Annotated in this window: 21 protein-coding genes; 17 read left to right on the top strand and 4 right to left on the bottom strand. The window is 70.0% G+C overall.

Features of this window, described 5'->3' with window-relative positions:
• Positions 1 to 15: 15 nt before the first annotated feature.
• From sufC to EV137_RS04275, 4 genes are read left to right on the top strand one after another with little or no spacing between them, the layout of a single operon-like run.
• Complete coding sequence (gene sufC / locus EV137_RS04290) at positions 16 to 780, top strand: Fe-S cluster assembly ATPase SufC (RefSeq protein ID WP_133788291.1); 765 nt, start codon at positions 16 to 18, stop codon at positions 778 to 780.
• Positions 777 to 2,033 (top strand): cysteine desulfurase, encoded by a 1,257-nt coding sequence (locus EV137_RS04285; RefSeq protein WP_134126678.1) that lies wholly within the window; start codon positions 777 to 779, stop codon positions 2,031 to 2,033. Before sufC ends, EV137_RS04285 begins: the two co-directional genes overlap by 4 nt.
• Before the next feature lies 1 nt (position 2,034).
• Complete coding sequence (sufU, locus tag EV137_RS04280; protein ID WP_134009579.1) at positions 2,035 to 2,505, top strand: Fe-S cluster assembly sulfur transfer protein SufU; 471 nt, start codon at positions 2,035 to 2,037, stop codon at positions 2,503 to 2,505.
• Positions 2,498 to 2,878, top strand: a complete 381-nt coding sequence (locus EV137_RS04275; RefSeq protein WP_130386126.1) for a metal-sulfur cluster assembly factor — start codon at positions 2,498 to 2,500, stop codon at positions 2,876 to 2,878. Before sufU ends, EV137_RS04275 begins: the two co-directional genes overlap by 8 nt.
• A 54-nt stretch (positions 2,879 to 2,932) precedes the next feature.
• On the opposite strand, the gene EV137_RS04270 is transcribed toward EV137_RS04275, so the two are convergent.
• Positions 2,933 to 3,409 carry a quercetin 2,3-dioxygenase gene (locus EV137_RS04270; RefSeq protein WP_134009581.1) on the bottom strand — a complete coding sequence of 159 codons (477 nt, stop codon included), beginning with the start codon at positions 3,407 to 3,409 and terminating at the stop codon, positions 2,933 to 2,935.
• A 64-nt stretch (positions 3,410 to 3,473) separates the two neighbouring features.
• Here EV137_RS04270 and EV137_RS04265 point away from each other — a divergent pair, with 64 nt between their 5' ends.
• Positions 3,474 to 4,082, top strand: coding sequence for a TetR/AcrR family transcriptional regulator (locus EV137_RS04265; RefSeq protein ID WP_134126676.1), 609 nt, complete (start codon positions 3,474 to 3,476; stop codon positions 4,080 to 4,082).
• Positions 4,079 to 4,699: an acVLRF1 family peptidyl-tRNA hydrolase gene (locus EV137_RS04260; protein ID WP_134009585.1), complete on the top strand. Its 621-nt coding sequence runs from the start codon at positions 4,079 to 4,081 to the stop codon at positions 4,697 to 4,699. Before EV137_RS04265 ends, EV137_RS04260 begins: the two co-directional genes overlap by 4 nt.
• A gap of 8 nt (positions 4,700 to 4,707) precedes the next feature.
• On the opposite strand, the gene EV137_RS04255 is transcribed toward EV137_RS04260, so the two are convergent.
• Genes EV137_RS04255 through EV137_RS04245 form a run of 3 tightly spaced genes read right to left on the bottom strand, consistent with a single transcriptional unit; the run spans position 4,708 to position 12,959 of the window.
• Positions 4,708 to 5,283: a hypothetical protein gene (locus EV137_RS04255; RefSeq protein WP_134009587.1), complete on the bottom strand. Its 576-nt coding sequence runs from the start codon at positions 5,281 to 5,283 to the stop codon at positions 4,708 to 4,710.
• A 3-nt stretch (positions 5,284 to 5,286) separates the two neighbouring features.
• Complete coding sequence (locus EV137_RS04250; protein WP_238175076.1) at positions 5,287 to 5,847, bottom strand: hypothetical protein; 561 nt, start codon at positions 5,845 to 5,847, stop codon at positions 5,287 to 5,289.
• Between the two features lie 23 nt (positions 5,848 to 5,870).
• Positions 5,871 to 12,959: a hypothetical protein gene (locus EV137_RS04245; RefSeq protein WP_134126674.1), complete on the bottom strand. Its 7,089-nt coding sequence runs from the start codon at positions 12,957 to 12,959 to the stop codon at positions 5,871 to 5,873.
• 146 nt (positions 12,960 to 13,105) lie between these two features.
• On the opposite strand from EV137_RS04245, the gene EV137_RS04240 reads away from it, so the two are divergent.
• From EV137_RS04240 to EV137_RS04190, 11 genes are all read left to right on the top strand, one after another.
• The gene (locus EV137_RS04240) at positions 13,106 to 13,567 is read left to right on the top strand and encodes a hypothetical protein (protein ID WP_134126672.1); all 462 of its coding nucleotides are present in this window, start codon (positions 13,106 to 13,108) and stop codon (positions 13,565 to 13,567) included.
• Between the two features lie 52 nt (positions 13,568 to 13,619).
• Positions 13,620 to 14,354, top strand: coding sequence for a hypothetical protein (locus EV137_RS04235; RefSeq protein ID WP_134009596.1), 735 nt, complete (start codon positions 13,620 to 13,622; stop codon positions 14,352 to 14,354).
• Positions 14,354 to 15,154: a CpaE/TadZ family protein gene (locus tag EV137_RS04230; RefSeq protein WP_134009598.1), complete on the top strand. Its 801-nt coding sequence runs from the start codon at positions 14,354 to 14,356 to the stop codon at positions 15,152 to 15,154. Before EV137_RS04235 ends, EV137_RS04230 begins: the two co-directional genes overlap by 1 nt.
• The gene (locus tag EV137_RS04225) at positions 15,151 to 16,461 is read left to right on the top strand and encodes a TadA family conjugal transfer-associated ATPase (protein WP_134009600.1); all 1,311 of its coding nucleotides are present in this window, start codon (positions 15,151 to 15,153) and stop codon (positions 16,459 to 16,461) included. The genes EV137_RS04230 and EV137_RS04225 overlap by 4 nt, the downstream gene beginning before the upstream one ends.
• A 4-nt stretch (positions 16,462 to 16,465) precedes the next feature.
• Positions 16,466 to 17,371 (top strand): type II secretion system F family protein, encoded by a 906-nt coding sequence (locus EV137_RS04220; RefSeq protein ID WP_134126670.1) that lies wholly within the window; start codon positions 16,466 to 16,468, stop codon positions 17,369 to 17,371.
• Positions 17,368 to 18,288, top strand: coding sequence for a type II secretion system F family protein (locus EV137_RS04215; RefSeq protein WP_134009605.1), 921 nt, complete (start codon positions 17,368 to 17,370; stop codon positions 18,286 to 18,288). The genes EV137_RS04220 and EV137_RS04215 overlap by 4 nt, the downstream gene beginning before the upstream one ends.
• Before the next feature lie 100 nt (positions 18,289 to 18,388).
• A complete protein-coding gene (locus EV137_RS04210; RefSeq protein ID WP_134009607.1) occupies positions 18,389 to 18,607 on the top strand; it encodes a hypothetical protein in 219 nt (72 codons plus the stop codon).
• Positions 18,608 to 18,617: 10 nt separating this feature from the next.
• On the top strand, positions 18,618 to 19,049 hold the full coding sequence (locus EV137_RS04205; RefSeq protein WP_134009609.1) for a TadE family protein: 432 nt from the start codon (positions 18,618 to 18,620) through the stop codon (positions 19,047 to 19,049).
• An 8-nt stretch (positions 19,050 to 19,057) separates the two neighbouring features.
• Complete coding sequence (locus tag EV137_RS04200; protein ID WP_133788308.1) at positions 19,058 to 19,513, top strand: TadE/TadG family type IV pilus assembly protein; 456 nt, start codon at positions 19,058 to 19,060, stop codon at positions 19,511 to 19,513.
• Positions 19,500 to 20,267 carry a TadE/TadG family type IV pilus assembly protein gene (locus EV137_RS04195; protein WP_202870810.1) on the top strand — a complete coding sequence of 256 codons (768 nt, stop codon included), beginning with the start codon at positions 19,500 to 19,502 and terminating at the stop codon, positions 20,265 to 20,267. Before EV137_RS04200 ends, EV137_RS04195 begins: the two co-directional genes overlap by 14 nt.
• 19 nt (positions 20,268 to 20,286) lie before the next feature.
• Positions 20,287 to 20,931: a hypothetical protein gene (locus tag EV137_RS04190; protein WP_238175075.1), complete on the top strand. Its 645-nt coding sequence runs from the start codon at positions 20,287 to 20,289 to the stop codon at positions 20,929 to 20,931.
• Positions 20,932 to 20,962 lie beyond the last annotated feature (31 nt).

Raw genomic sequence — 20,962 nt, 5'->3', positions numbered from 1 at the left:
GATAGAAGAAACCTCATGGCGACACTCGAGATCCGCGACCTGCACGTGTCGGTCGACACCGAGAACGGCCCGAAGGAGATCCTGCGCGGCGTCGACCTGACCATCGCCGGCGGTCAGACGCACGCGATCATGGGCCCGAACGGCTCCGGCAAGTCGACGCTGGCGTACTCGATCGCCGGGCACCCGAAGTACAACATCACCAGCGGCACGGTGACCCTGGACGGCGAGGACGTGCTGGACATGGCCGTCGACGAGCGCGCCCGGGCCGGCCTGTTCCTGGCGATGCAGTACCCGGTCGAGGTGCCGGGGGTGTCGGTGGCGAACTTCCTGCGTACGGCGAAGACCGCGATCGACGGCGAGGCGCCGAAGCTGCGCACCTGGGTCAAGGACGTGAACAAGGCGCTGTCCGACCTGGACATGGACCCCACCTTCGGTCAGCGCAACGTCAACGAGGGCTTCTCCGGCGGTGAGAAGAAGCGCCACGAGATCGTCCAGCTGGAGCTGCTGAACCCGAAGATCGCGATCCTCGACGAGACCGACTCCGGCCTCGACATCGACGCGCTGAAGATCGTCTCCGAGGGCGTCAACCGGTTCGCGTCCCAGGGTGACAAGGGCGTCCTGCTGATCACCCACTACACGCGGATCCTGCGCTACATCAAGCCGGACTTCGTGCACGTCTTCGTCGACGGCCGCGTCGCCGAGGAGGGCGGCCCGGAGCTGGCCGAGGAGCTGGAAGCCAACGGCTACGAGCGCTTCCTGAAGGCGAGCACGAAGGCATGACCACCACCCGGACCTTCAGCAGCCCGCTGGACCTGCAGTCGGTCCGGGCGGACTTCCCGATCCTGTCGCGTGAACTCGCGGGCGGGTTCCCGCTGGTCTACCTGGACTCGGCGAACTCCTCGCAGAAGCCGCGCCAGGTCGTGCAGGCGATCGAGGACCACTACCTCCAGCACAACGCGAACGTCGCGCGGGCCATGCATCAGCTCGGTGCCGAGGCCACGGCGGCGTACGAGGGCGGCCGGGACAAGGTGGCCGCGTTCATCGGCGCCCCGAACCGGGACGAGATCGTCTTCACCAAGAACGCCTCCGAGGCGCTCAACCTGGCCGCGCACACGCTCGGCGCCGCGCTCAAGCCGGGCGATGTCGTGGTGGTCTCCGAGATGGAGCACCACAGCAACATCGTCCCGTGGCAGCTCGCGTGCGAGCGGACCGGTGCGACGCTGAAGTGGTTCGGCGTGACCGAGGACGGGCGGCTGGACCTCAGCAACATCGAGGAGCTGCTGACCGAGAACACCAAGGTCGTCGCCCTCACCTGGGTGTCGAACGCGCTCGGCACGATCAACCCGATCACCGAGATCGCGACCAAGGCGCACGCGGTCGGCGCGACCGTGGTGGTGGACGCGTCGCAGGCGGTCCCGCAGTTCCCGGTCGACGTGTCCACGCTCGGCGCGGACATCCTGGTCTTCACCGGTCACAAGGTCGTCGGCCCGACGGGTATCGGCGTGCTCTGGGGCCGGTACGAGCTGCTCGCCGAGCTGCCGCCGTTCCTCGGCGGCGGCGAGATGATCGAGGTCGTCCGGATGACCGGCTCGACGTACGCGCCGCCGCCGGCCCGGTTCGAGGCCGGTACGCCGCCGATCGCGCAGGCCGTCGGCCTCGGTGCGGCCGTCGACTACCTGTCCGGGATCGGGATGGACAAGGTCGCGGCGCACGAGCACGCGATCGTCGAGTACGCGCTCGAGGGCCTGAAGACGGTTCCCGGGCTGACGTTGCTCGGACCGACCGACGCGAAGGACCACGGCGGCGCGATCAGCTTCGCGCTGGACGGCGTACACCCGCACGACGTGTCGACCGTGCTGGACACCCGGGGGATCGCGGTGCGGGCCGGGCACCACTGCGCGCGGCCGGTGCACGAGCGGTTCGGAATGCAATCGTCGACCAGAGCGTCTTTCTACCTGTACACGACTCCCGAGGAGATCGACGCGCTCGTCGACGGCCTCGGGTTCGTCCGATCGTTCTTCAAGGTGGACTGATATGCAGCTCGACAGCCTCTACCAGGAGATCATCCTGGATCACTACCGGACCCCGCATCACGCGGGTCTCGCGGACCCGTACGACGTGGAGGTGCACCACGTGAACCCGTCCTGCGGGGACGAGGTGACGCTCCGGGTCGAGCTCGACGGCGACACCGTGAAGGGCGTCACGCACGACAGCGTCGGCTGCTCGATCAGCCAGGCGGCCACCTCGGTGATGTCGGACCTGGTGATCGGCAAGCCGGTGTCCGAGGGCATGGCGACGTACGAGAAGTTCCTCGAGCTGATGCAGGGCCGGGGGAATGTCGAACCGGACGAAGAGGTTCTGGAGGACGGCGTCGCGTTCGCGGGCGTCGCGCAGTTCCCCGCGCGGGTGAAGTGCGCACTGCTGGGCTGGTCGGCGTGGCGGGATGCCACGGCGCAGGCGCTGGCAACTCAGGGCGCAGCCAACGAAGGAGTGAAGAATGCCTGACCAGACCGACGAGAAGATCGAGCTGCCCGAGGTCGACCTCGAGGCTGCTCAGGCGGGCACGACGCCGCCCAAGGTCGAGGACGTCAACGAGGCTCTCAAGGACGTCGTCGACCCCGAGCTCGGCATCAACGTTGTCGACCTGGGCCTGATCTACGGGATCACCGTCGACGACACCAGTACGGCGATCATCGACATGACGCTGACGTCCGCGGCCTGCCCGTTGACCGACGTGATCGAGGATCAGACCCGGATGGCGCTCGACGGCCTCGTGAACGACTTCCGGATCAACTGGGTCTGGATGCCGCCGTGGGGCCCGGAGAAGATCACCGACGACGGCCGCGACCAGCTGCGCGCGCTGGGTTTCAACGTCTGAGTGTTTCCGCAGTGGGAGAGCCCGGGTCAGGTGGCCCGGGCTCTTCGCATGTGCTCAGAACGGTGGCGGTCCGACGATCTGGATGGCGCCGGTCTGCTCGGCAGCTTCCCGGATCCGGTCGAAGTCGACCGGGATCGGCCGGCTCCCCTCCGGAGCGGGTTCGCTGGCGAGCCGGTAGAACGCCTCGTCTGTGCCGGGTGTCTGGATCGTCAGGATCCTGGTCGTCGGGGAGACGACCTTGAAGGCGTGCGGTATGCCGCGGGGAACCACCGCGACCCCACCGGCCGAGAGGCCGCGCTTCTTTCCGTCGAGGTCCAGCAGGATCTCTCCGTCGAGCAGGTAGAACGTCTCGTCCGACGCGGGGTGGATGTGCAGCGGCGTCACTTTGCCCTGCTCGCCGACGAACTCGATCAGCAGGAACGCACCTCCGGTTTCCGCCGAGGTCGCCAGCCAGGTCTGCAGACCGCCGCCGCTGAACCACCGCCGTTCGCCCTCGCCGTGATCGCGGACCGTCGCAGCCAGTGTGGTCATGTCGAATACCCCTCCCATTCGTGGGACTCGAGTCCCATTACGAAAGTAAGGTACCGTGTATGCCATGTCAACGGCGTACGAGCAGTCCGGACGGACCCGGCAGAAGCAGCGCACGCGCAACGACCTGATCGCCGCCGCTCGTGAGCTGATCACCGAGGGCGGGTCGGCCCCGACGGTCGAGGAGGCCGCTGCGGCTGCGTCGATCTCGCGGACGACGGCGTACCGGTACTTCCGCAGTCAGGCGGAGCTGCTCGCCGCCGCCCACCCAGAGGTCGAGCTCACCACCTTGCTGCCGGCCGACAGCGGCGACGATCCCGAGACGCGGCTGCTCACGGTGGTGGCAGCGTTCATCGAGAGTCTGCTGAAGTTCGAGCCGCAGCAGCGCACGATGCTCCGTCTGTCGCTCGAGCCGTCGACGCAGCCGGATCAGCTGCCGCTACGGCAGGGGCGCGGGATCGGCTGGTTCGAGGATGCGCTCTCGCCCGCCCGGGACAGGTTGTCGGAGGCCGCCGTCCACCGGCTCGCCATCGCCGTGCGCAGCGCTGTCGGCATCGAGGCGCTGGTCTGGCTCGTCGACGTCGCCGGACTGAGCCGCGACGAGGCTGCGGACGTGATGCTGTCGTCCGCGCGCGCGATCGTGCGTGCCGCGTTGTCCGAGGGAGCTGAAGCATGACGCGCACCGTTCATGTCGCGCCGGAGCGGTTGGACAGGTGGCTGACCGGCTTCGGCGAACGGCACGGTGAGGTCGTGTACGACGTGACGCCGACGAGCGTCACGTTGTCGGCCGAGGACGGCGAGTCCGCTGTCGTCACAGTGCCTTTCGAGCCCCTCGCGGAGTTGTCCCGCGCAGGGCTCGTCGCGCATGTGCTCACCGAGCGACGGCTCGGCGTACTGCTCGTCCGGCGCGGTGGTTACGGCGCGGGCGTGTTTGCCGGCGGCAAGCTTGTCGACTCGAAGGTCGGGTCGCGGCACGTGCAGGGGACGACCAAGGCGGGTGGCTGGTCGCAGCAGCGGTACGCGCGCCGGCGGGACAACCAGGCGCGCGAGGCGTTCGCGGCGGCCACCGAGGTCGCGGTGCGGATCCTGGCGCCGGCGAAGCTCGACGTACTGGTGTGCGGGGGAGACCGGCGGGCCGTCGACACGGTCCTCGACGATCCGCGGCTGAAGGAGCTGGCCGCGTTGGTGCGGCCGCCGTTCCTCGGCGTACCGGATCCGAAGCAGAAGGTTCTCGAGCAGGCCGGTGCCGACGCCCGGGCGATCCGGATCGACGTGGACCAGCGCGTGCCTTAAGGCCTGTCCTAGGCCGGCCCGTGCAGCGCGCGGAAGTCGGCCAGTGTGCCGGTGTAGTACTCCAGGTCGTCCTCCAGCCGGGCGCGGCTGACCAGGTACGGGTCGCGTGCCTTGGCGTCGGCGCCGAAGCTGGTCCAGATCTCCGAATCGGGGACCGTGTCGCCGCCGTTGTCACCTTCCGGCAGGGACTTCATCGCCTCCCGGATCGCCTCGGCGGCAAGTTCCCAGCCGAGCTCGACGTAGTACCGCTCCTGGCCCGGTTGGCCGTCGTACGCCAGGTCGGCCGCGATCGTCCGGTCGGCGTACAGGTGCGCGACGACCGCCCACTCCGCCGCGTCGACGAGCTGCGACTTGCCCAGTCCCCAGTGGGCGCCGAGCCGGGTGGACGAGCGCTGGGACGAGTACGGGATGGTGATCTCGCCGATCGGCGACAGGTAGGTCCAGGCGTCCGGGCCCTCGATGATGTTCTCGCCCAGCTCGAAGTCCGGAGCCGGGACCGAGGTCAGGCCCGGTTCCGGCCCGGCCTGCGCGGTTTCCAGCGCGACGTAGATCTCGGCCTCCGCCAGGGTCCTTGCGATCGGCATCGGTTAGCTCGCTCCTGTCTCGCTGATTTCACCGGCCAGTTCGGCGTACACGTCACGAGTCACGAGTAACCGGTCCAGCCGGAAGCGCCCGGGCTCGGCGGCGTGTACCGCCTGTCCTTGCGGTGTCCAGAACTCGTCGTCCGGTACGGCGTCCGCGCCGGCCGGGACGAACTTGATCACCTCGAGGACGGCGGCCTGCGCGATGGCCAGCACCCTACCGGCCTCGACGGGATCCGTGGGGACGGCCGCCGCGGCGGTGTCGGCGACGTCCATCCACTGGCCGGCGTCGAGGATCTCGGACGGCTCCGGACCGCCGAACGTCGGCCAGCCGCGCACCGGTGTCTCGTGCGCCGGCAGCCCGAACAGGTACTCGCGTTCGGCGGAACAGCCCGGGCAGATCGCGGCGTAGCTGGACGCCAGGTCACCGTCGACCTGGACCAGGGCCTGTTCCCAGGGCGCGTCGACCGACCCGCAGTCCGGACACGGATGCAGCTCCAGGTACAGCTGCGCCTCGTCCCAGGTCCGCGCCACGGCGAATGCCATCAAGCCCCTCTCGTCCACCACGTTCTCGAGTTTCCATGATCGGCTCACGACCCGGACAGCGACGGCCCGTGGCCGGTTGGTGCAATCGTCCGTCCGGCAGCGCCGCCCGGCGAGGTGCGCGCTCCTTGGTCGGAGGCGGTCGGCAGGGTCCGCGCGGCCGTCGTGTAGTCGAGTGCCTTGAGCACGTCCCGCGGCACGTTCGCCTTCTCCAGCTCGCCGGCCACCTTCGCGCTGAAGCTGCCGTCCGGGGACGACGTGTTGTACAGCTCCCGCAGGTCGACCCGGCCCTCGGCCATCAATGCCAGGTTCGGGTGCAGGGTGGCGAACGCCGACGCGAAACCGCCGTCACGGTCGCCGAGGAAAAGTGCCGGGGTGTTCCGTTGCGGGTCGGCGGGGACGGCCTTGTACTTGCGCTCGGTGCCGTCGGCCCCCCGGACCAGTAGCACCACCGCCTTCTTCAAGGATCTCGCACGCTCGATCGCCTTGAGGAGCGGGCGGTACGGCTGGTACACCGCGCCGTCCTTGCCTTGCCCGTACTCGGTCTCGGTCAGGTCCGGCGGTCCGAAGTCCGCCGGCTGCGCGTCGAGCCGCGCGTTCGCCAGTACGGCGTCCAGCGACGCGCCGGTCTCCATCTGCCGGAGTCCTTCGAGGTACTGGTGCCGGAGCATCCGGACGTACATCTCGCCGCGGGCCAGGTCCGGCAGGTTGACGGACTTCTTCACGACCGGCTCGCCGCGGCCGTTGTCGGTGGTCGTCCGGACCGTGGCGTCGTACACCACCGGGATCCGGACCGTGACCATCTGACCCTCGACGAACCGGCTGGTCTCCAGCCGGGTGCCGTTGGCGTCGGACGACTGCTCCTTGACCTGTTCGCCGATCGAGCCGCTGACGGAGACCAGCCCGCCGTCGACGCCGCCGGACGCGGTGACCGGGTTCAGGTGGTTGCTGCTGCGGGAGGAGCGGTACACCTCCTCCCGGCGCCAGACCCGGCCGGCCTGGCCCTCGAGCGACGGTCCGTGAAGTTCCCAGCCCAGCGCGGTCGCGTTGATCGCGACGCTCACCGTCGTCCGCCCGTTGCCCGGCCGCGCCATCGGCTGGAGCGCGATGCCGTCGCCGAGCAACCGGCCGGCCTTGGCCTTCAGCGCGCTCGGCTTGAGGTTCGACCTGATCAGATGCCGGTACTCCGCCGTACCCCGCCGGCCGAGGACGCCGGGCTGCTCGAGATGGGCGGTCAGGTTCTCGGCCAGTTCGTTGCGCCGGCCGGCGCCCTTCGCGTGCAGCGCCGCACGGATCGGGACAGCGCCCTCCGGGAGCCGGATCGGGCGGTGCTCGGCACGTTCCTCCAGCTCCGGCTGTGTCTCGATCCGCGGGCCGTCCATCAGGTCACCGCGGGGGATCCATTGGACGATGTCCGCGCGGAGCTCGCGAGGTTCGGACACGCTGGTGACGTCGGCCGGGTCGATCCGGCCGAGCTTCCAGCGGGCACTGGCCATCGCGGCCGCACCGGCGTTCCGGACCCGGACGACCCGGGTCGTGAACACCATCTTCTGGTGCGTCTTGACCGGGTCGAAATGGCCCAGCCGGTCGATCGTGATGTTGTGCTCGCCGCTCCCGCCCGTCTGGGAGTTGGTCAGGTCCGTGGCCACCCCGCCGGAACCGTCTCCGAGGGCGGTGGGGCCTTTGCCGTCGACACCCGCGGAGACGGTCACGTTGTGGCCGGCCGACCGATCGAGCACCTTGAAGTCGTAGTTCTGGTCGATGCTGCCGGCTTCCTCCTTCGGGATCTCGGGCTCGCCTTCGGGAGTGGTCGGGACGTCTTCGATGGTGCGCTCACCCTCGTACCGGGCGAACACCTGGACGAACAGGACGTCGGGGCGTGCCTGTCCCTGGATCGGCACCTCGATCGGAACCTCGAAGCCGTCCGCGCCGAGCATGTCCTCGAGATGGCCGTGGAAGTTCCCGGGCTTCAGGTCGACGTCCAAGGCGCCCTGGAGCACGCGGCTGGCGTCCCGCAGACCTGGTGCGAGCTCGTCCACCTGCGGCTCGACGAGGGTCCGCAGGTCGACCTGGTTCGTGGTGCCTTCGACGGTGAGCGACTCGATCTTGGCCGCACCCTGGCTCTCGTCGTACGCCGCGGACGTGCTCATGACGCGGCGCCGGGCGGCCATCGCCTCGACGCCCTTGGCGGTCCCGTCGAGCTCCGCCTCGGCGGTCGTCGCCGCAGCGGGGCGGAACCGGGTGTTCGCCTGCAGCTTCGCCGCCAGACTCTCGGCCGTGTGCTCGGCGGCCAGACCGGTGGTGACGCCGGCCTTCTCCCGCTGGTAGCGGCGCAGGAATCCGGCCGCGACGCGGTGACTGATCGGCAGCCTGTCGTTCAGGTACCGCTCGGCGGCGTCGGACACCGCCCAGAGCGGCAGATCGAGCTTCTCGGAGGCATACAGATCCAGCGCCCGCCGCTCGGCCATCGCCTTCTGGGCCAGTGCGTCCGGCAGCGCGACGGACTTGATCACCTGACCGTTGTGGATGATGTCCGCGGTCATCTTGTGGCGCTCGATGAACTCGTGGTGCGTGCCCGGGTTGACCAGCAGCCGCTCGTCGCCGGAGGTCTCGCTGGTCGTGGTGGACTGCGACCGCCCGCCGACGCGGCCGACCGACAGGTTCCCGGAGCGGGCGGAGCCGTCGGCCTCGACCAGTCCGCCCCCGGCCTCCCCGGTGACGCCGCCGGACGCCGACGTACCGGACGTGGAGCCGACGTCGGTCATCGTGAAGTTGATGTCGACGGAGTTCTCCTGGCTCATCGCGACATGCGTGAGGCTGACCGCCTCGCCGCGGATCACGATCTCGTACTCCTGCGGCAGGATCGTCCCGTCCGCGAGCGCGTGCGCCGGGCTGCCCGGGGCCTGGACCACCATGAACGGCAGCCGGTAGCTGCCGTTCATCCAGTCGCGGTTCGCGATCAGGCTGGTCGGCGACAGCGCCTCGTGCAGCGCGGGCAGCGCGGTGGAGTCGGACCGGATGGCGGGGATCTCCTGGCACAGCACGTCGGCCGGGTTACCGGCATCGATCGCGACCGGGAACGCCTGCTCGACGGCCTGGTGGTGCGGCGGCTTCGGGTTCTTCTCGTACACCGGAGTGTCGGCACGGGTCATCGAGCTGTCGTACGCGATCTCGATGCTGCCCTTGACGTCGGCGATCGGTTCGGCGTCGCCGTCGTCGGTGATCTCGGCGAACCTGATGTCGACCTGCTCCTCGACCAGGTCGGTGGGTTCGGTGCTCTCGTTGATCGTGACCGGCTGGACACGTCGCCCGGCCGTCCAGCTGAACGCCCGGCCGAGCGCGTTCCGGCTGAACTTCACGCCGACCTTGGCCATCCAGCCGCGGATGCCTTCGGCCGGGCCGTGGGAGCCGCCGGCCCCGGCGGACAGCGGCACCGAGCGGGACCGGCCGGACGTCCGGCCGGTCGCCTGCGAGGAGATGGCGAGCATGACGGCGTTCTCGTTCGTGCGCGTCCCGAGGCCTTTGACCTTGAACTGCTTGGTCGCCTCGTCGTACTCCTGCGTGACCGTCAACCGGAACGGCCGCCAGCGCGGCGTACCGAGGGCGCCCTGGTCCTCGAGCATCACGATCAGACCGCCCTGGCAGGCCTGGTTGATCCCGGCCTCGATCCGCGGCGCGCTGAGATGCTGGACGACGCGCTCGTAGTTGGCCAGCTGCATCGCCGTCGCCGGCTCGCCGGCCCGGGGGACCAGGCCCATCGTGCTCAGCTGCGTCAGCGCTTGGTTCCGGGCCCGCTCGGCACCCTTGAGATTTTGCGCCAGGCCCTTGCCCACGCCACGCAACTGGTTCTCGCCACGGCCCATCCACGGTGGCGCTGTCTGCGGACCGGTCGGCGGCTCGGCGTCGCCCCGCAGCAGCACGTGTCCCTGCTTGTCCACCTTGACGGTGCCGTCGTCTTCCCGCAGTACGGCGTCCTTGTCCGCCCGGCCGCCCGCGCGCAGCAGGTCGTTCTCCGCGACCCGCAGGAGCGCATTGCACTTGCCGGTCTCGACGATCGGTGCGGCCTTGGGATCGCCGACCTTGCGGAGTGTGGCGCGCACCCTGAGACCGACCAGCACGCCCTGCGTCGGCCCCTGGTTGCGATGGATGGCCGGGGTGATCGTGGTCATGCTGACGCTCTGGCCGCCCGACCGGGACACGTTGCGTCCTGCTGACGCGTTCGGTGACAGGTTCACGCCGGAACCGCCGACGTTGTCGAGCGCGGTCGCCGCGGCCACCGGGCTCACGTGGGAGGGCTTGCCCGGGAACGAGACCGACCCCGTGCCGGTGACCGAGGCCGTGTAGGTCTGGCTCGCGTTGACGCCCGCGAAGTCGACCAGGACCTCTTCCTGCCACATCTCCGAGCTGGACTCACCGACGAGCCGGGCGTCGGCCCAGATCGGCTCGACCTCCCAGGTGAGGTCGTACTCCGTCTCGCCGCCGGTGGGGATCCGCCGGGTGACGCCGCCGGGCTGACTGAACTCGCGCAGCAGGCGGTACGAGTCGTTGACCATCAGGCCGGCGATGTGGTTGTACGAGACCCGGTCCAGGTCGCCGTACTGCTGCTGTGCCCTGCGGACCAGGCGATCGGTGACGTCGTGCAGTCCGGTGATGCTGGTGACCGTGTGCCGCGGGAACTCGCCGGTGACCTCTTGCCCGTGGCCGATCTCTGCCAGCGAGACGGTCTCGGCCGGCGGCTTCACCGTGTACGCGCTGGAGACCCAGGTCTGCCGGCGGCCGGCGTCGACCGTCTCGACCGCCGACCAGGGCTCGGTGGGGGAGGCCCGCACCTCGATCTGCCACTTGCCGGACCACTCGTAGAGGATCGACTCACCACGGTTGGCGTCGACCCAGCCGGACTGGTAGTGGGCCGTCGCCCCACTGCTCTCGGCGAGTGAGCGGCCGCGCGCCACCTCGACCTTCGGCGAGACGAGCTGCGCGGCGGCGTGGACCGGCGTACCGGGTGCGGCGAGCGCCATCAGCGCCCCGATGTTCACGCCGAGGTTGACGTTCGTCGAGTGGGTGCCGGTCGTGCCGACGCTCGTGCCGCCCTCGCCGAGCGAGCCCGACATCTGCTCGGCCATCCTGAAGTCGATGTCGTCGCGCTCGGTGATGTCGTCCGGGATCAGTCGCAGCCGCACCTGACGCACCGACGACACGTCCGTCGTGGCGTCGGTGTCGACGTTGAACACCATGCCGTCGCTGGACAGCAGCCGCCGGTACTCGGCTGCGGGGTCCGGGAGCGGACCGCGGGTCGACAGCTGTTCGTTGAACTTCGCGGCCAGGACCCGGTTGATGTCGGCGACCGGCAGGTTGAGCTGGTCGCCTTCCGGCACACCGGTCATCAGCAGATCCTTGACCGGCATCGCCTGGCCGAGGCTGCGTTCGTAGACCGCTACCTGTTGCTTCGCGGCAGCGGCCAGATCGGCGATCCGGCTCGGCGAGCCGTCCGCGTCGATCTCGGCGAGGAGCGTCTGGTACCCGGCCAGGGCCTGCCGAGCGTCGGCGGCGGCCTGCTCGTAGGCACCGGCGATCTCGCTGTGCCGACCGGCCTTGTTCCGCGCGGTCTTCGCCACGACGCGCAGCTTGCGCGCGCGCTCGGGGGCGCCGCGGTCGCGTTGCCGGTCCTCGGCGCCGGCGTCACCCTCGGCCTGCTCGGCCTCGTCGATTGCGTCCTGGGAGCTGTTCCGCTTGTTCGACGCCTTCTGGTCGAGGTCCGTGACCGCGGCCTGGAGGGTCTCGATCTGGGTGAGGACCTGACCGCGCAGGTGAGCAGGCGTGTGCCGGGCGGGCTGCGCCGCGGCCTCGGCGCGCACGGCGGCCCGGCCGGTGGCGGTCGCCTCGGGGGTTGCGACTGCTCCGGCGGTCCACGGGAGTGCGGGCTCGGAACCGCCGTGCCGGCGAATGGTCCGGGCCAGGCCTTCCAGGTCGCGCTCGAGCTCGGCGAGACTGCGCGGCCCGCTCGGGTGCCCGTTCGCGAGCGTCTCGGCGCGCGCCTCGTGCCAGTCCACGAGCAGGCTCTGGAAGGCGGCGTGGTCCGCGTGCAGCCGCCGGTCGCGGCGGTCGTGGCTGAACACGGACCTCAACTTGCCGAGGACACCGCGGGGCCGACCGGCTTCCGCGGCGGCGATCTCCTGCGACATCAGCGTCAGCTGGTGCGTCCAGACATAGCGGACCTGCTCGTCGCTGAGTCCGGGCGGAATCCGCAGTACGTGCGGGTCGTTCGCCGTACCGGACCGGATGATGCCCTGCCCCAGCGCGCCCAGGGTGGTGTCGCCGATTTCGACGCGGAGCTGCTGCGGTACGGCGGAGCCCGTCATCCGCAGGTGGGCCTGGCGCGCGTCGGGGTCGACGTCCGGCCGGTCGGTCACCGCGGCCGTCAGGGCCTGGCGATCCATCGCGGCGAGCAGATTCAGCGCGTGCAGATCAGTCAGCGTGCCCTGCGAGGCCGGACGCGTGCCGACCGTCAGTCCGGTCCCGCGGATCTGTGAGGTCCAGACGCGACGACCTTCCGCTCTGCGGTGCCTGCTGCCGACCTGTGCGCGGTGGCGGCCGCGCCGCGGTGCGGGCGGCGTGCTCACACCCAGAAGTTCGGCGTCGCGGTTGATCGCGGCCGAGGCGGACACGAGCGCCGAAGTCGCGAGGGCGTTCGGCGGCGTTGTCAGTCGGCTGAGGCGGGCGGCCGCGTCGGGGTCGTCCGGCGCCGCGCCGCTGAGGGCGACCCGGAGCATCGCATCGGCCTCGGTACGACGGGACTGATCCAGCCCCGGCACCCGGAGGTACCGGTCGAGGGCGTCGACCGCGCCGCGCGCGGGCAACTCACCGCGGGCCCGGCCCACTTCGGTCCCGATCACGCTGACGGCCTCCGCCAGCAGACGGTCGTCGCCGACCCGGTCCGCGGCCCGGCGGGCGAGGAACTCCTCGATCGCGCGCATCACGCGCGCCGCGAGCATGTCGTCGCCCGTGGTCAGCCGGACCCGGCCGTCACGCAGCGGCACCGCCGAGGGGTGCAGGATCCCGAGTGCGTTTCCGGCCGCCCAGCGCGCGCGAGCCGTCGGATCCGTGGCGGACAACGTCGGTGTAGTCAGCCGAATCACCCCTCCCGTTAAGTGCCCGGGTGATCACCAGTTGTCACCCGGACCCTCTGGTCCGGAATTTAGCAAACAATCGGTTACTTGCCAGCAACTCGATTCACCCGAACCGTTAACGATTTACGCCCGGCAGCCCACCTAGGATCAAGCCCATGTGGGAGAAGTTCGGTGACTCCGAGTGGAACATCCCCCAGGCGCGGGGCACGGTCGCCCAGTTGCGGCACCACGCCGGGGACGGCCGCGAGTACGACGGCATCGAACTGTTCCTCGCGCTCTGCGAGTACCTCGACCTGCTGCACGGCAAGCACGGGTTCGACTACTTCTTCACCGGCGCCGAGCAGGCAGCGCTGGCCGCCGCGGTCCAGGAGGCGCGCGGCCCGCAGATCGAGCCGGACCCGCGGTCGGAGCGGCTCGTGCAGCCGGTCAACGCCGCCGTCACGCTGGTCGAAGGGCGGGACCTCGTGACCTGGCTGGAGGGTCAGCCCGACTGGCAGCGGCAGATCGGCCTGTGCCTGCGTGCGACGTATGCCTATCTAGACCAGTTGTACGGCGGGCCGGGCACGTTCAACCAACTCCTCAAGCCTGCTGAGCTGGAGCGGGTCGCGGCGCGGTAACGGGAGTGGCCTCCTGGCGTGGATGGCACCTCGCTGCCATTACGGTATGCGGGTGAGTCTCTCGTCCTCCACGCGTAACTCGTCCCAAGGCGCCCGGGCAGCGGGCCGATCGACGGGTGGCGGTTCGACCCGCCTCCCGAGCGGCCGGGAACGCCGTCCTGCCCTGGCCGCGCTCGCGGTCATCCTGATCCTGCTCGGCGCCGCCGGCTCGGCGCTGATCGCGCTGAACAGCGGCAACCGCTCCGACTTCGTGGCGATCTCGGTCGACGCGCTGCCACCGGGCAGCAAGCTCGAAGCCAAGGACCTCTCCCGGGGTGACCTGGCCGGTGCCACCGGTGGCCTGATTCCGTGGTCGGAAGCGGAGAAGTACATCGGCCGCTACACGAAGACCTGGCTGTACAAGGACCAGTTCGTCACGCCGGAGAACCTCACCAAGAAGGACGAGCAGCCGATCCCGGCCGGCGGCGCCCTGGTCGGTGTCAGCTTGGAGGCCGGGCGCGCGCCGTCGGACGGGCTCGAGGTCGGCGACATCGTCAAGGTCATCCGCGTGCCGTCCGCCAACGCCGAGGGCGCCGCGGTGCCGTTGGTCAGCGCTGCTGAGGTGACGTCGACCGCCGGTGCGATCACCGACAGCAAGACGAGCTCGAACAGCACACTCAACGTCACGATCCTGATCCCGGCCGACGACATCACCACGGTTGCGGCAGCGGCCGCGTCCAAGACCCTGGTGCTGGTGAAGCTCGCGCCGGGCACCAAGCCGGACGTCGCACGCAACGGGGCCAACTGATGGCACTGGTGGCGCTGGCGAGCGCGAAGGGCTCGCCCGGGGTGACCACGGCAAGTCTGGTCATCGGTGCGCTCTGGCCGCGGCAGGTGCTGCTGGCCGAGTGCGACCCCGCCGGCAGTGACGTGGCGATCCGGATGACCGGACCGGGTGGAGCCGGCCTCAACTCCGATCGCGGCCTGGTCAGTCTCGCGGCCGCGAGCCGGAAGGGGCTGGGCGACGAGGTCATCCTCGCGCACAGCCAGCAGCTCGACGGTGGTCTCGACGTACTGCTCGGTGTGCGCTCGCCGGAGCAGGTCGGTGGCATGGGCGGTCTGTGGCACCCGCTCGGCATCTCGTTCAACCAGATGCAGCACGGCGACGTACTGGCCGACTGCGGGCGGATCGGTGCGTCGTCGCCGCAGCTGCCGGTCATCCAGTCGGCGCGTCTCGTCGTACTGGTGTGTACGGCGACAGGCTCCTCGGTGGCGCACCTGCGGGAGCGGTTGTCGACGCTGGTGCACCACGTCGACGCACAGCTCGGCGTGGTCGTCGTGGCCGACCCGAAGCAGCGGGACGGCGTGAAGCAGGTCTGGTCCGTGCTGGACGCCATGTCGCTGCCGGTGCGGCACCGTTGGCACCTCGCGTACGACCCGGCCGGTGCGGCGTTCTTCGACGGGCGTGGCCACGGCCGGCTCGACAAGACCCAGCTGATCCGGTCCGCGAGCGCCATCACCGCGGAGATGGCGGCACTGGTCGCCGCTCCGCCGCCGCAGGACTTCGACATGGCCAACGCGGCCTTCCCGCCTGGTGATTATCGATGAGCGCAGACCAGGAACTCGTCCGGAAGCTGCGGGTGCAGGTCGCCGAGCGGCTCAACGAGCAGCGGCGTCGCGACCAGGTGAACGGCGTACCTCCGATGAGCGCGGAGGACGAGCGGGAGTACGCGCGGTCGCTGATCGTGCAGGTGCTCGAGGACCACGCGCGGTACGAGCTGGCCGAGGGCCGGACGCCGCCGACGCCGGACGACGACGCGCAGATCGCCGGCGCGATCCACTCCGCGCTGTTCGGGGTCGGCCGGCTGCAGCCGCTGATCGACGACCCCGAGGTCGAGAACATCGACATCAACGGCTGCGACCAGGTCTTCGTGCAGTACGGCGACGGCCGCGAGGAGACCCCGGGGCCGGTCGCCGAGAGCGACGAGGAACTGGTCGAGCTGATCCAGGTGCTGGCGGCGCACGCCGGCCTGACCAGCCGCCCGTTCGACTCGGCGAACCCGCAGCTCGACCTGCGACTGCCCGACGGCTCCCGGCTGTCCGCGGTGATGGGCGTGACGTCGCGTCCCGCGGTGTCGATCCGGCGGGCCCGCCTCGGCAAGGTGTTCCTCAAGGACCTGGTCGCCAACGGAACCATCTCCGACGACGTCGGCTCGTTCCTGCGGGCGGCCGTCGCGGCCCGCAAGAACATCATGATCGCCGGCGCCACGAACTCCGGGAAGACGACCCTGCTGCGGGCACTGGCCAACGAGATCCAGCCGCACGAGCGGCTGATCACCGTCGAGCGCTCGCTCGAGCTCGGCCTCGGCGAGTTCAAGGACCTGCACCCGAACGTGGTCGCGTTCGAGGAACGGCTGCCGAACTCCGAAGGCGTCGGCGAGGTCAGCATGGCCGACCTGGTCCGGCGTTCGCTGCGGATGAACCCGAGCCGGGTCATCGTCGGTGAGGTGCTCGGCGACGAGATCGTCACGATGCTGAACGCGATGAGCCAGGGGAACGACGGCTCGCTGTCCACGATCCACTCGAACAGCTCGATGGAGGTGTTCAACCGGATCAGCACGTATGCGATCCAGGCCCGCGAGCGGTTGCCGATGGACGCCACCCAGATGCTGATCGCCGGCGCGCTGGACTTCGTCGTGTTCGTCCGCAAGCACAACGACTACTCCCGCGGCGGCGGCCTCACCCGGTACGTCGAGAGCATCCGGGAGGTCACCGGATGGGACGGCCGGGTGCTGTCCGGCGAGGTGTTCGCACCGGGACCGGACGGCCACGCCGCGGCGCACGCACCGATCGCGTGCATGGACGAACTCGAGCACTTCGGGTACCAGCCGCTCGTGCACGGAACGTGGGCGTGAGGCGATGAACGACCGAACCCTTGGAGCGCTGCTGTGCGGGGCGTTGGTCGGCGGCGCGGTGATGCTGCTGATCGTCGCGATCCGCGGTACCGAGCCGAAGGACGAGACGCCGTCGCTGTTCCGCCACCGCAGCGTCGAGGCCCGCAAGAACATGGTCCGGCTGGGCGCCGCCTTCGCGGTCGGCCTGCTCGTGCTGGTGGTGACGCGCTGGCTGGTGCTCGCCGTCGCCCTTGGCCTGCTCGCCGCGATGGCGGACCGCTTCTTCGGCGGCACCGGTGAGGAACGCCGGGCGATCGACCGCCTGGACGCACTGGCCACCTGGACCGAGGCGTTGCGCGACACGATCGCCGGCGCGGTCGGCCTGGAGCAGGCGATCCCGGCCACCGCGGTGAACGCGGCGCCCGCGATCAAGCCCAGCCTGAACCTGCTGGTCGACCGGTTGCGGATCCGCGAACCGTTGCCGTCGGCCCTGATGCGGTTCGCCGACGACCTGGACGACCCGTCGGCGGATCTGATCGTCGCGGCCCTGGTGCTGAACGCCCGCCTGCGGGGTCCCGGTCTGCGCGAGGTGCTCAGTGCGCTGGCCGACTCGGCCCGCGAGGAACTCGACGTACGCCGGAAGGTCGCGGCGGAACGTCGTTCGACGCGGCGCAGTGTCCAGGTGGTGGTCGCGATCACGCTGATCATGGCGGCCGGTCTGGTGTTGTTCAACTCGGCGTACATGGCGCCGTACACGAGCTTCATCGGACAGGTCGTGCTGGCCGTGGTGATCGGGCTCTACGCGCTCGGGCTGCTGTGGCTGCGGCGGCTGGCGAAGATCGAGGTGCCGGACCGGTTCCTGATCGGCCTCGCCGACGAGCACCGGCTGCCGCGGTCGGGCGACGAGCGGATGGAGACGGTGAGCGGATGACCTGGGCCTTCATTACCGGCGGCATCGCCGGACTCGGTGTGTACTTCCTGGTTCGGATGTTCATCAAGCCGCGGGCCAACGTGCTGTCCACGATCGCGCGGATCGACGCGGGCCGCGGCGGCTACGTCGGCGGCGCCACCGCGAGCGCCGCCGGCGAACGGGTGCTGGGCGGTGTCGACCGCGCCCGGGAGACCCTGGGGCGCCGGCTCGAGGCGGAGGCGAACGCGCGTGGCTGGGCGTTCGGCAAGCTCCGCCGCGACCTCGCGGTGATGAACCGGCCGTTCGCCGCGATGCTCGCCACCAAGGCGTTCTTCGCGCTCGGCGCGATGGTCTTCATCCCGATCGTGCTGTTCCTGTTCTCCGCGATCGGCATCACGGCGCCCGGCGCGGCCCCGGCGATCGTCACGCTGGCGTTCATGGCGCTGGCGTTCTTCCTGCCCGACCTGGCGTTGCGCCAGGAGGCGGAGAAGCGGCGGCGCGACTTCCGGCACGTGGTCGGCAGCTTCCTGGACCTGGTCGCGATGAACCTCGCGGGCGGGCGCGGTCTGCCCGAGGCGCTGATGACGGCCTCGACGATCGGCGAGCACTGGGCGATGGCCCGGATCCGGCAGGCGCTGGCCAACGCCCGGCTGATCGGCATCACGCCGTGGGACGCGATGGCCCGGCTCGGCGAGGACCTCGGCGTCGAGGAACTGCGGGACCTGGCGTCGGCGCTCGCACTGGCCGGTGACGAAGGCGCGAAGATCCGTTCGTCGCTGCTCGCCCGGGCCGCGTCGCTGCGGCGCAAGGAACTGGCCGACGTGGAAGGCAAGGCGGGTGAGCGGTCCCAGTCGATGCTGGTCGCGCAGCTCGTGATGATCTCGGCGTTCTTCCTGTTCCTGGCCTTCCCGGCCGGTGTGGCGATCCTCGGAAGTTAGGCCGAACAGAGATGAGGGCAAGGGATCCGTCGGGCCGAGTCGCCCGTCGAACACGGCATACTGAGGCCTGCTTCGGCCTCACGATCTGGAAGGCATGTGGATGACCTCGGAGTTGATGTTCTGGCGGGCCATGGCCGGCTACGCGGTCGCGCGTGCGCAGGCCCAGCGGGCCCGCGCACGGCAGGGGAACACCGAGCTGGGCGCCTCCGCACTCGAGTGGGCGATCATCTCGGGGATCCTGGTCGTCGCCGCGCTCGCGATCGGCGTGGTGGTGAAGCGCGTGATCGCCAAGCACACCGCGGACATCGAGAAGGAATGACGGCAGAGCCATGCGGCTGGGGAGGAAACGAGCTCGGCGGAGACGGTCGGAGCGGGGTGTCAGCACACTCGAGCTGTCCATCCTGGCACCGGCGATCATCGCGCTGATCTTCGTGTCCATCCAGACCGCCTTGTGGCTGTACGGGCGTTCCGTCGCGCTGAACGCGGCGCAGGAGGGCGTGTCCAAGTTGCGGCTGGTGCAGCCGCTGGTCTACACCCCGGCGGTGGGGGAGAAGGTGCGGGCGGACGTCGAGTCCTACGCCCAGCAGCTCGGCGGTACGACGCTGCAGAACGCCAAGGTCCCGTTCCCGGCGTACAACGACCCGGAAGGCGTGGTCTCGTTCACGGTCACCGGCAAAACCGTTTCGCTGGTGCCCGGCCTGGAGCTGAAGGTGACCCGGACCGCCACCGGCCGCATCGAACAGTTCGAAGCCGACAAGTGAGCGAGCAGATGACACGCAGACCGTGGTCTCGCGGGCGGCACCGCCGTACCCGCGAGCGCGGCACGATGGCGCTGGAGATGGTGATCCTCGCGCCCGTGCTGCTGGCGCTGTTCATGTTCCTGCTGGCCTGCGGGCGGTACTTCCAGACGTCGTCGTTGCTGGAGAGCGCCGCCCGTGACGGCGCCCGCGGCGCCAGTCAGGCGCGGTCGCTGCAGGCTGCGCAGGCTCGCGTCGACGAGGCAGTGAACACGACGATGAGCCAGGCGGTGGCTTCCTGCAAGGAGTCGGCGGCGGGCTCGATCACCACCGGGTTCGTGGCCGGTTCGCCGTTGTCGGTCGAGGTCAGCTGCACGATCAACTACCGCGATCTCGGCCTGCTCGGTCTGGGCGGCGACACCAAGATCACCAAGCGGTTCACGTCCTCGCTCGATCCGTACCGGGGGGTGCGCGGTGACGGCTCCTGATCGGCCTGATCGGTCTGGCTCGCGGCTTGCCGAGTTCTTCCGGATCGATGCGCGACGCAACCATCGGCGGTTCGGCCGGGGCGCGCTCAGCCCAGCGGTCGCGATCCTCGCGGTGATGATCTTCACCCTGGCAGGCCTGGTGATCGACGGCGGCCGGCAGCTGGGCGCCCGGTCGCGTGCGATCGGCTACGCGCAGGAGGCCGCGCGCGTCGGCGCCGCTGCCATCCAGCTGAACGTCGCCGAGGCGAAGATCGACACCGCCAAGGCGGCGGCCGCCATCACGGAGTTCTGCGGTCAGGTGCGGTCGAACGACCCGGCGGTCACGGCGTGCGGGCCGACCACGCTGACCGACAAAGAGGTCGACATCAAGGTCGACATCGCCAACAAGACGACGTTCCTCGGCCTGATCGGCAAGCAGTCGCTGAAGGCCAGCGGCACCGGCCAGGCGCACGCCGAGCAGGGCGTCGAGAAGGCGGACGACAGCCCGACCATCCCGCCGATCGTCGTCAACCCGACGACCGACGGCCCCGGTGCGACGATCGACACCCCGCGCCCGCCGACCATCGATCTGCCGTGTCCGACCTGGACCGTCGGCTCGCCGACCCCGATCTGGACCCTGTCGCCGTTCCCGTTCCCGGCCACCTGCTCCCCGAACGTGACGCCGACGCCGACCCCGTCCGAGACCCCGTCCGAGACCCCGCCGACCGGCGAACCGTCAGGCCCCACGAGCAGCGCGCCGTCGAGCGGGCGCTAGAACCCGGAGGATTCTGTCCGTGCGTAGGTTTGCCCTCCCGGCCGTTGCAGTGGTTGGTGTCCTGCTGTTGAGTGCCTGCAGCAAGGACTCCAACGACGGCGGCCGCCCGGTCCCTGTCGGCGGCGACTCCGGTACGACGACGTCCAGCACACCGTCCACCGCACCGTCGTCGGAGCCGACCACGACCACCGCGCCGGCCACCACCGCGAAACCCACCGCACCAGCCGCACAACAGGTCATCGTCAAGCCAGGGAACTTCGCGTCCAACCCCGCCGTCCAAGGCCTCATGACCAGCTACCCGCTCTACTTCCAGGCCCTGGTGTCGAAGGACGACACAATCCTGAAGAAGCGGTTCCCGTCCTTCTTCTACGCCGACGTGTCGGAGGAGATCGTGGATGCCAAGCGCAACGGCTGGGTGATGAAGCCGCCGGGGAGTGTGGTCGTAGTCGGTGCGAAGGCCACGCCGGACGACACCGTCGCTGTGCAGATCTGCCGCTCGCAGAGGACGCAGTACTGGGACCCGAGGACCCGGAACTGGACTGTCGTCGCGCCCAAGGGGTCGCCCGAGGTGATCGAGATGATCCAGACCGGGGTCGGCTGGTTGCCGTACCGCATGGCGACCAGCAAGGGCGTGAACTGCTCAAACGTCCGCTACCCGGCCTAGACCGGAATGCCGGATTTCAGGTTGCGAAGAG

This window comes from Kribbella pratensis, from assembly GCF_004366075.1.
Taxonomy (GTDB): domain Bacteria; phylum Actinomycetota; class Actinomycetes; order Propionibacteriales; family Kribbellaceae; genus Kribbella; species Kribbella pratensis.
Note: the sequence above shows the minus strand (reverse complement) of the source record. Positions and strands in the feature narration are given on the sequence as shown.

What these genes read in the sequence shown, in the direction of transcription:
- EV137_RS04260 (WP_134009585.1), top strand. Translation starts at nt 4,079, where the DNA reads ATGACGCGCACCGTTCATGTCGCGCCGGAGCGGTTGGACAGGTGGCTG.
- sufU (WP_134009579.1), top strand. Translation starts at nt 2,035, where the DNA reads ATGCAGCTCGACAGCCTCTACCAGGAGATCATCCTGGATCACTACCGG.
- EV137_RS04215 (WP_134009605.1), top strand. Translation starts at nt 17,368, where the DNA reads ATGACCTGGGCCTTCATTACCGGCGGCATCGCCGGACTCGGTGTGTAC.
- EV137_RS04230 (WP_134009598.1), top strand. Translation starts at nt 14,354, where the DNA reads ATGGCACTGGTGGCGCTGGCGAGCGCGAAGGGCTCGCCCGGGGTGACC.
- sufC (WP_133788291.1), top strand. Translation starts at nt 16, where the DNA reads ATGGCGACACTCGAGATCCGCGACCTGCACGTGTCGGTCGACACCGAG.
- EV137_RS04225 (WP_134009600.1), top strand. Translation starts at nt 15,151, where the DNA reads ATGAGCGCAGACCAGGAACTCGTCCGGAAGCTGCGGGTGCAGGTCGCC.
- EV137_RS04255 (WP_134009587.1), bottom strand. Translation starts at nt 5,283, where the DNA reads ATGCCGATCGCAAGGACCCTGGCGGAGGCCGAGATCTACGTCGCGCTG.
- EV137_RS04275 (WP_130386126.1), top strand. Translation starts at nt 2,498, where the DNA reads ATGCCTGACCAGACCGACGAGAAGATCGAGCTGCCCGAGGTCGACCTC.
- EV137_RS04210 (WP_134009607.1), top strand. Translation starts at nt 18,389, where the DNA reads ATGACCTCGGAGTTGATGTTCTGGCGGGCCATGGCCGGCTACGCGGTC.
- EV137_RS04220 (WP_134126670.1), top strand. Translation starts at nt 16,466, where the DNA reads ATGAACGACCGAACCCTTGGAGCGCTGCTGTGCGGGGCGTTGGTCGGC.
- EV137_RS04240 (WP_134126672.1), top strand. Translation starts at nt 13,106, where the DNA reads ATGTGGGAGAAGTTCGGTGACTCCGAGTGGAACATCCCCCAGGCGCGG.
- EV137_RS04205 (WP_134009609.1), top strand. Translation starts at nt 18,618, where the DNA reads ATGCGGCTGGGGAGGAAACGAGCTCGGCGGAGACGGTCGGAGCGGGGT.
- EV137_RS04200 (WP_133788308.1), top strand. Translation starts at nt 19,058, where the DNA reads ATGACACGCAGACCGTGGTCTCGCGGGCGGCACCGCCGTACCCGCGAG.
- EV137_RS04285 (WP_134126678.1), top strand. Translation starts at nt 777, where the DNA reads ATGACCACCACCCGGACCTTCAGCAGCCCGCTGGACCTGCAGTCGGTC.
- EV137_RS04270 (WP_134009581.1), bottom strand. Translation starts at nt 3,409, where the DNA reads ATGACCACACTGGCTGCGACGGTCCGCGATCACGGCGAGGGCGAACGG.
- EV137_RS04265 (WP_134126676.1), top strand. Translation starts at nt 3,474, where the DNA reads ATGTCAACGGCGTACGAGCAGTCCGGACGGACCCGGCAGAAGCAGCGC.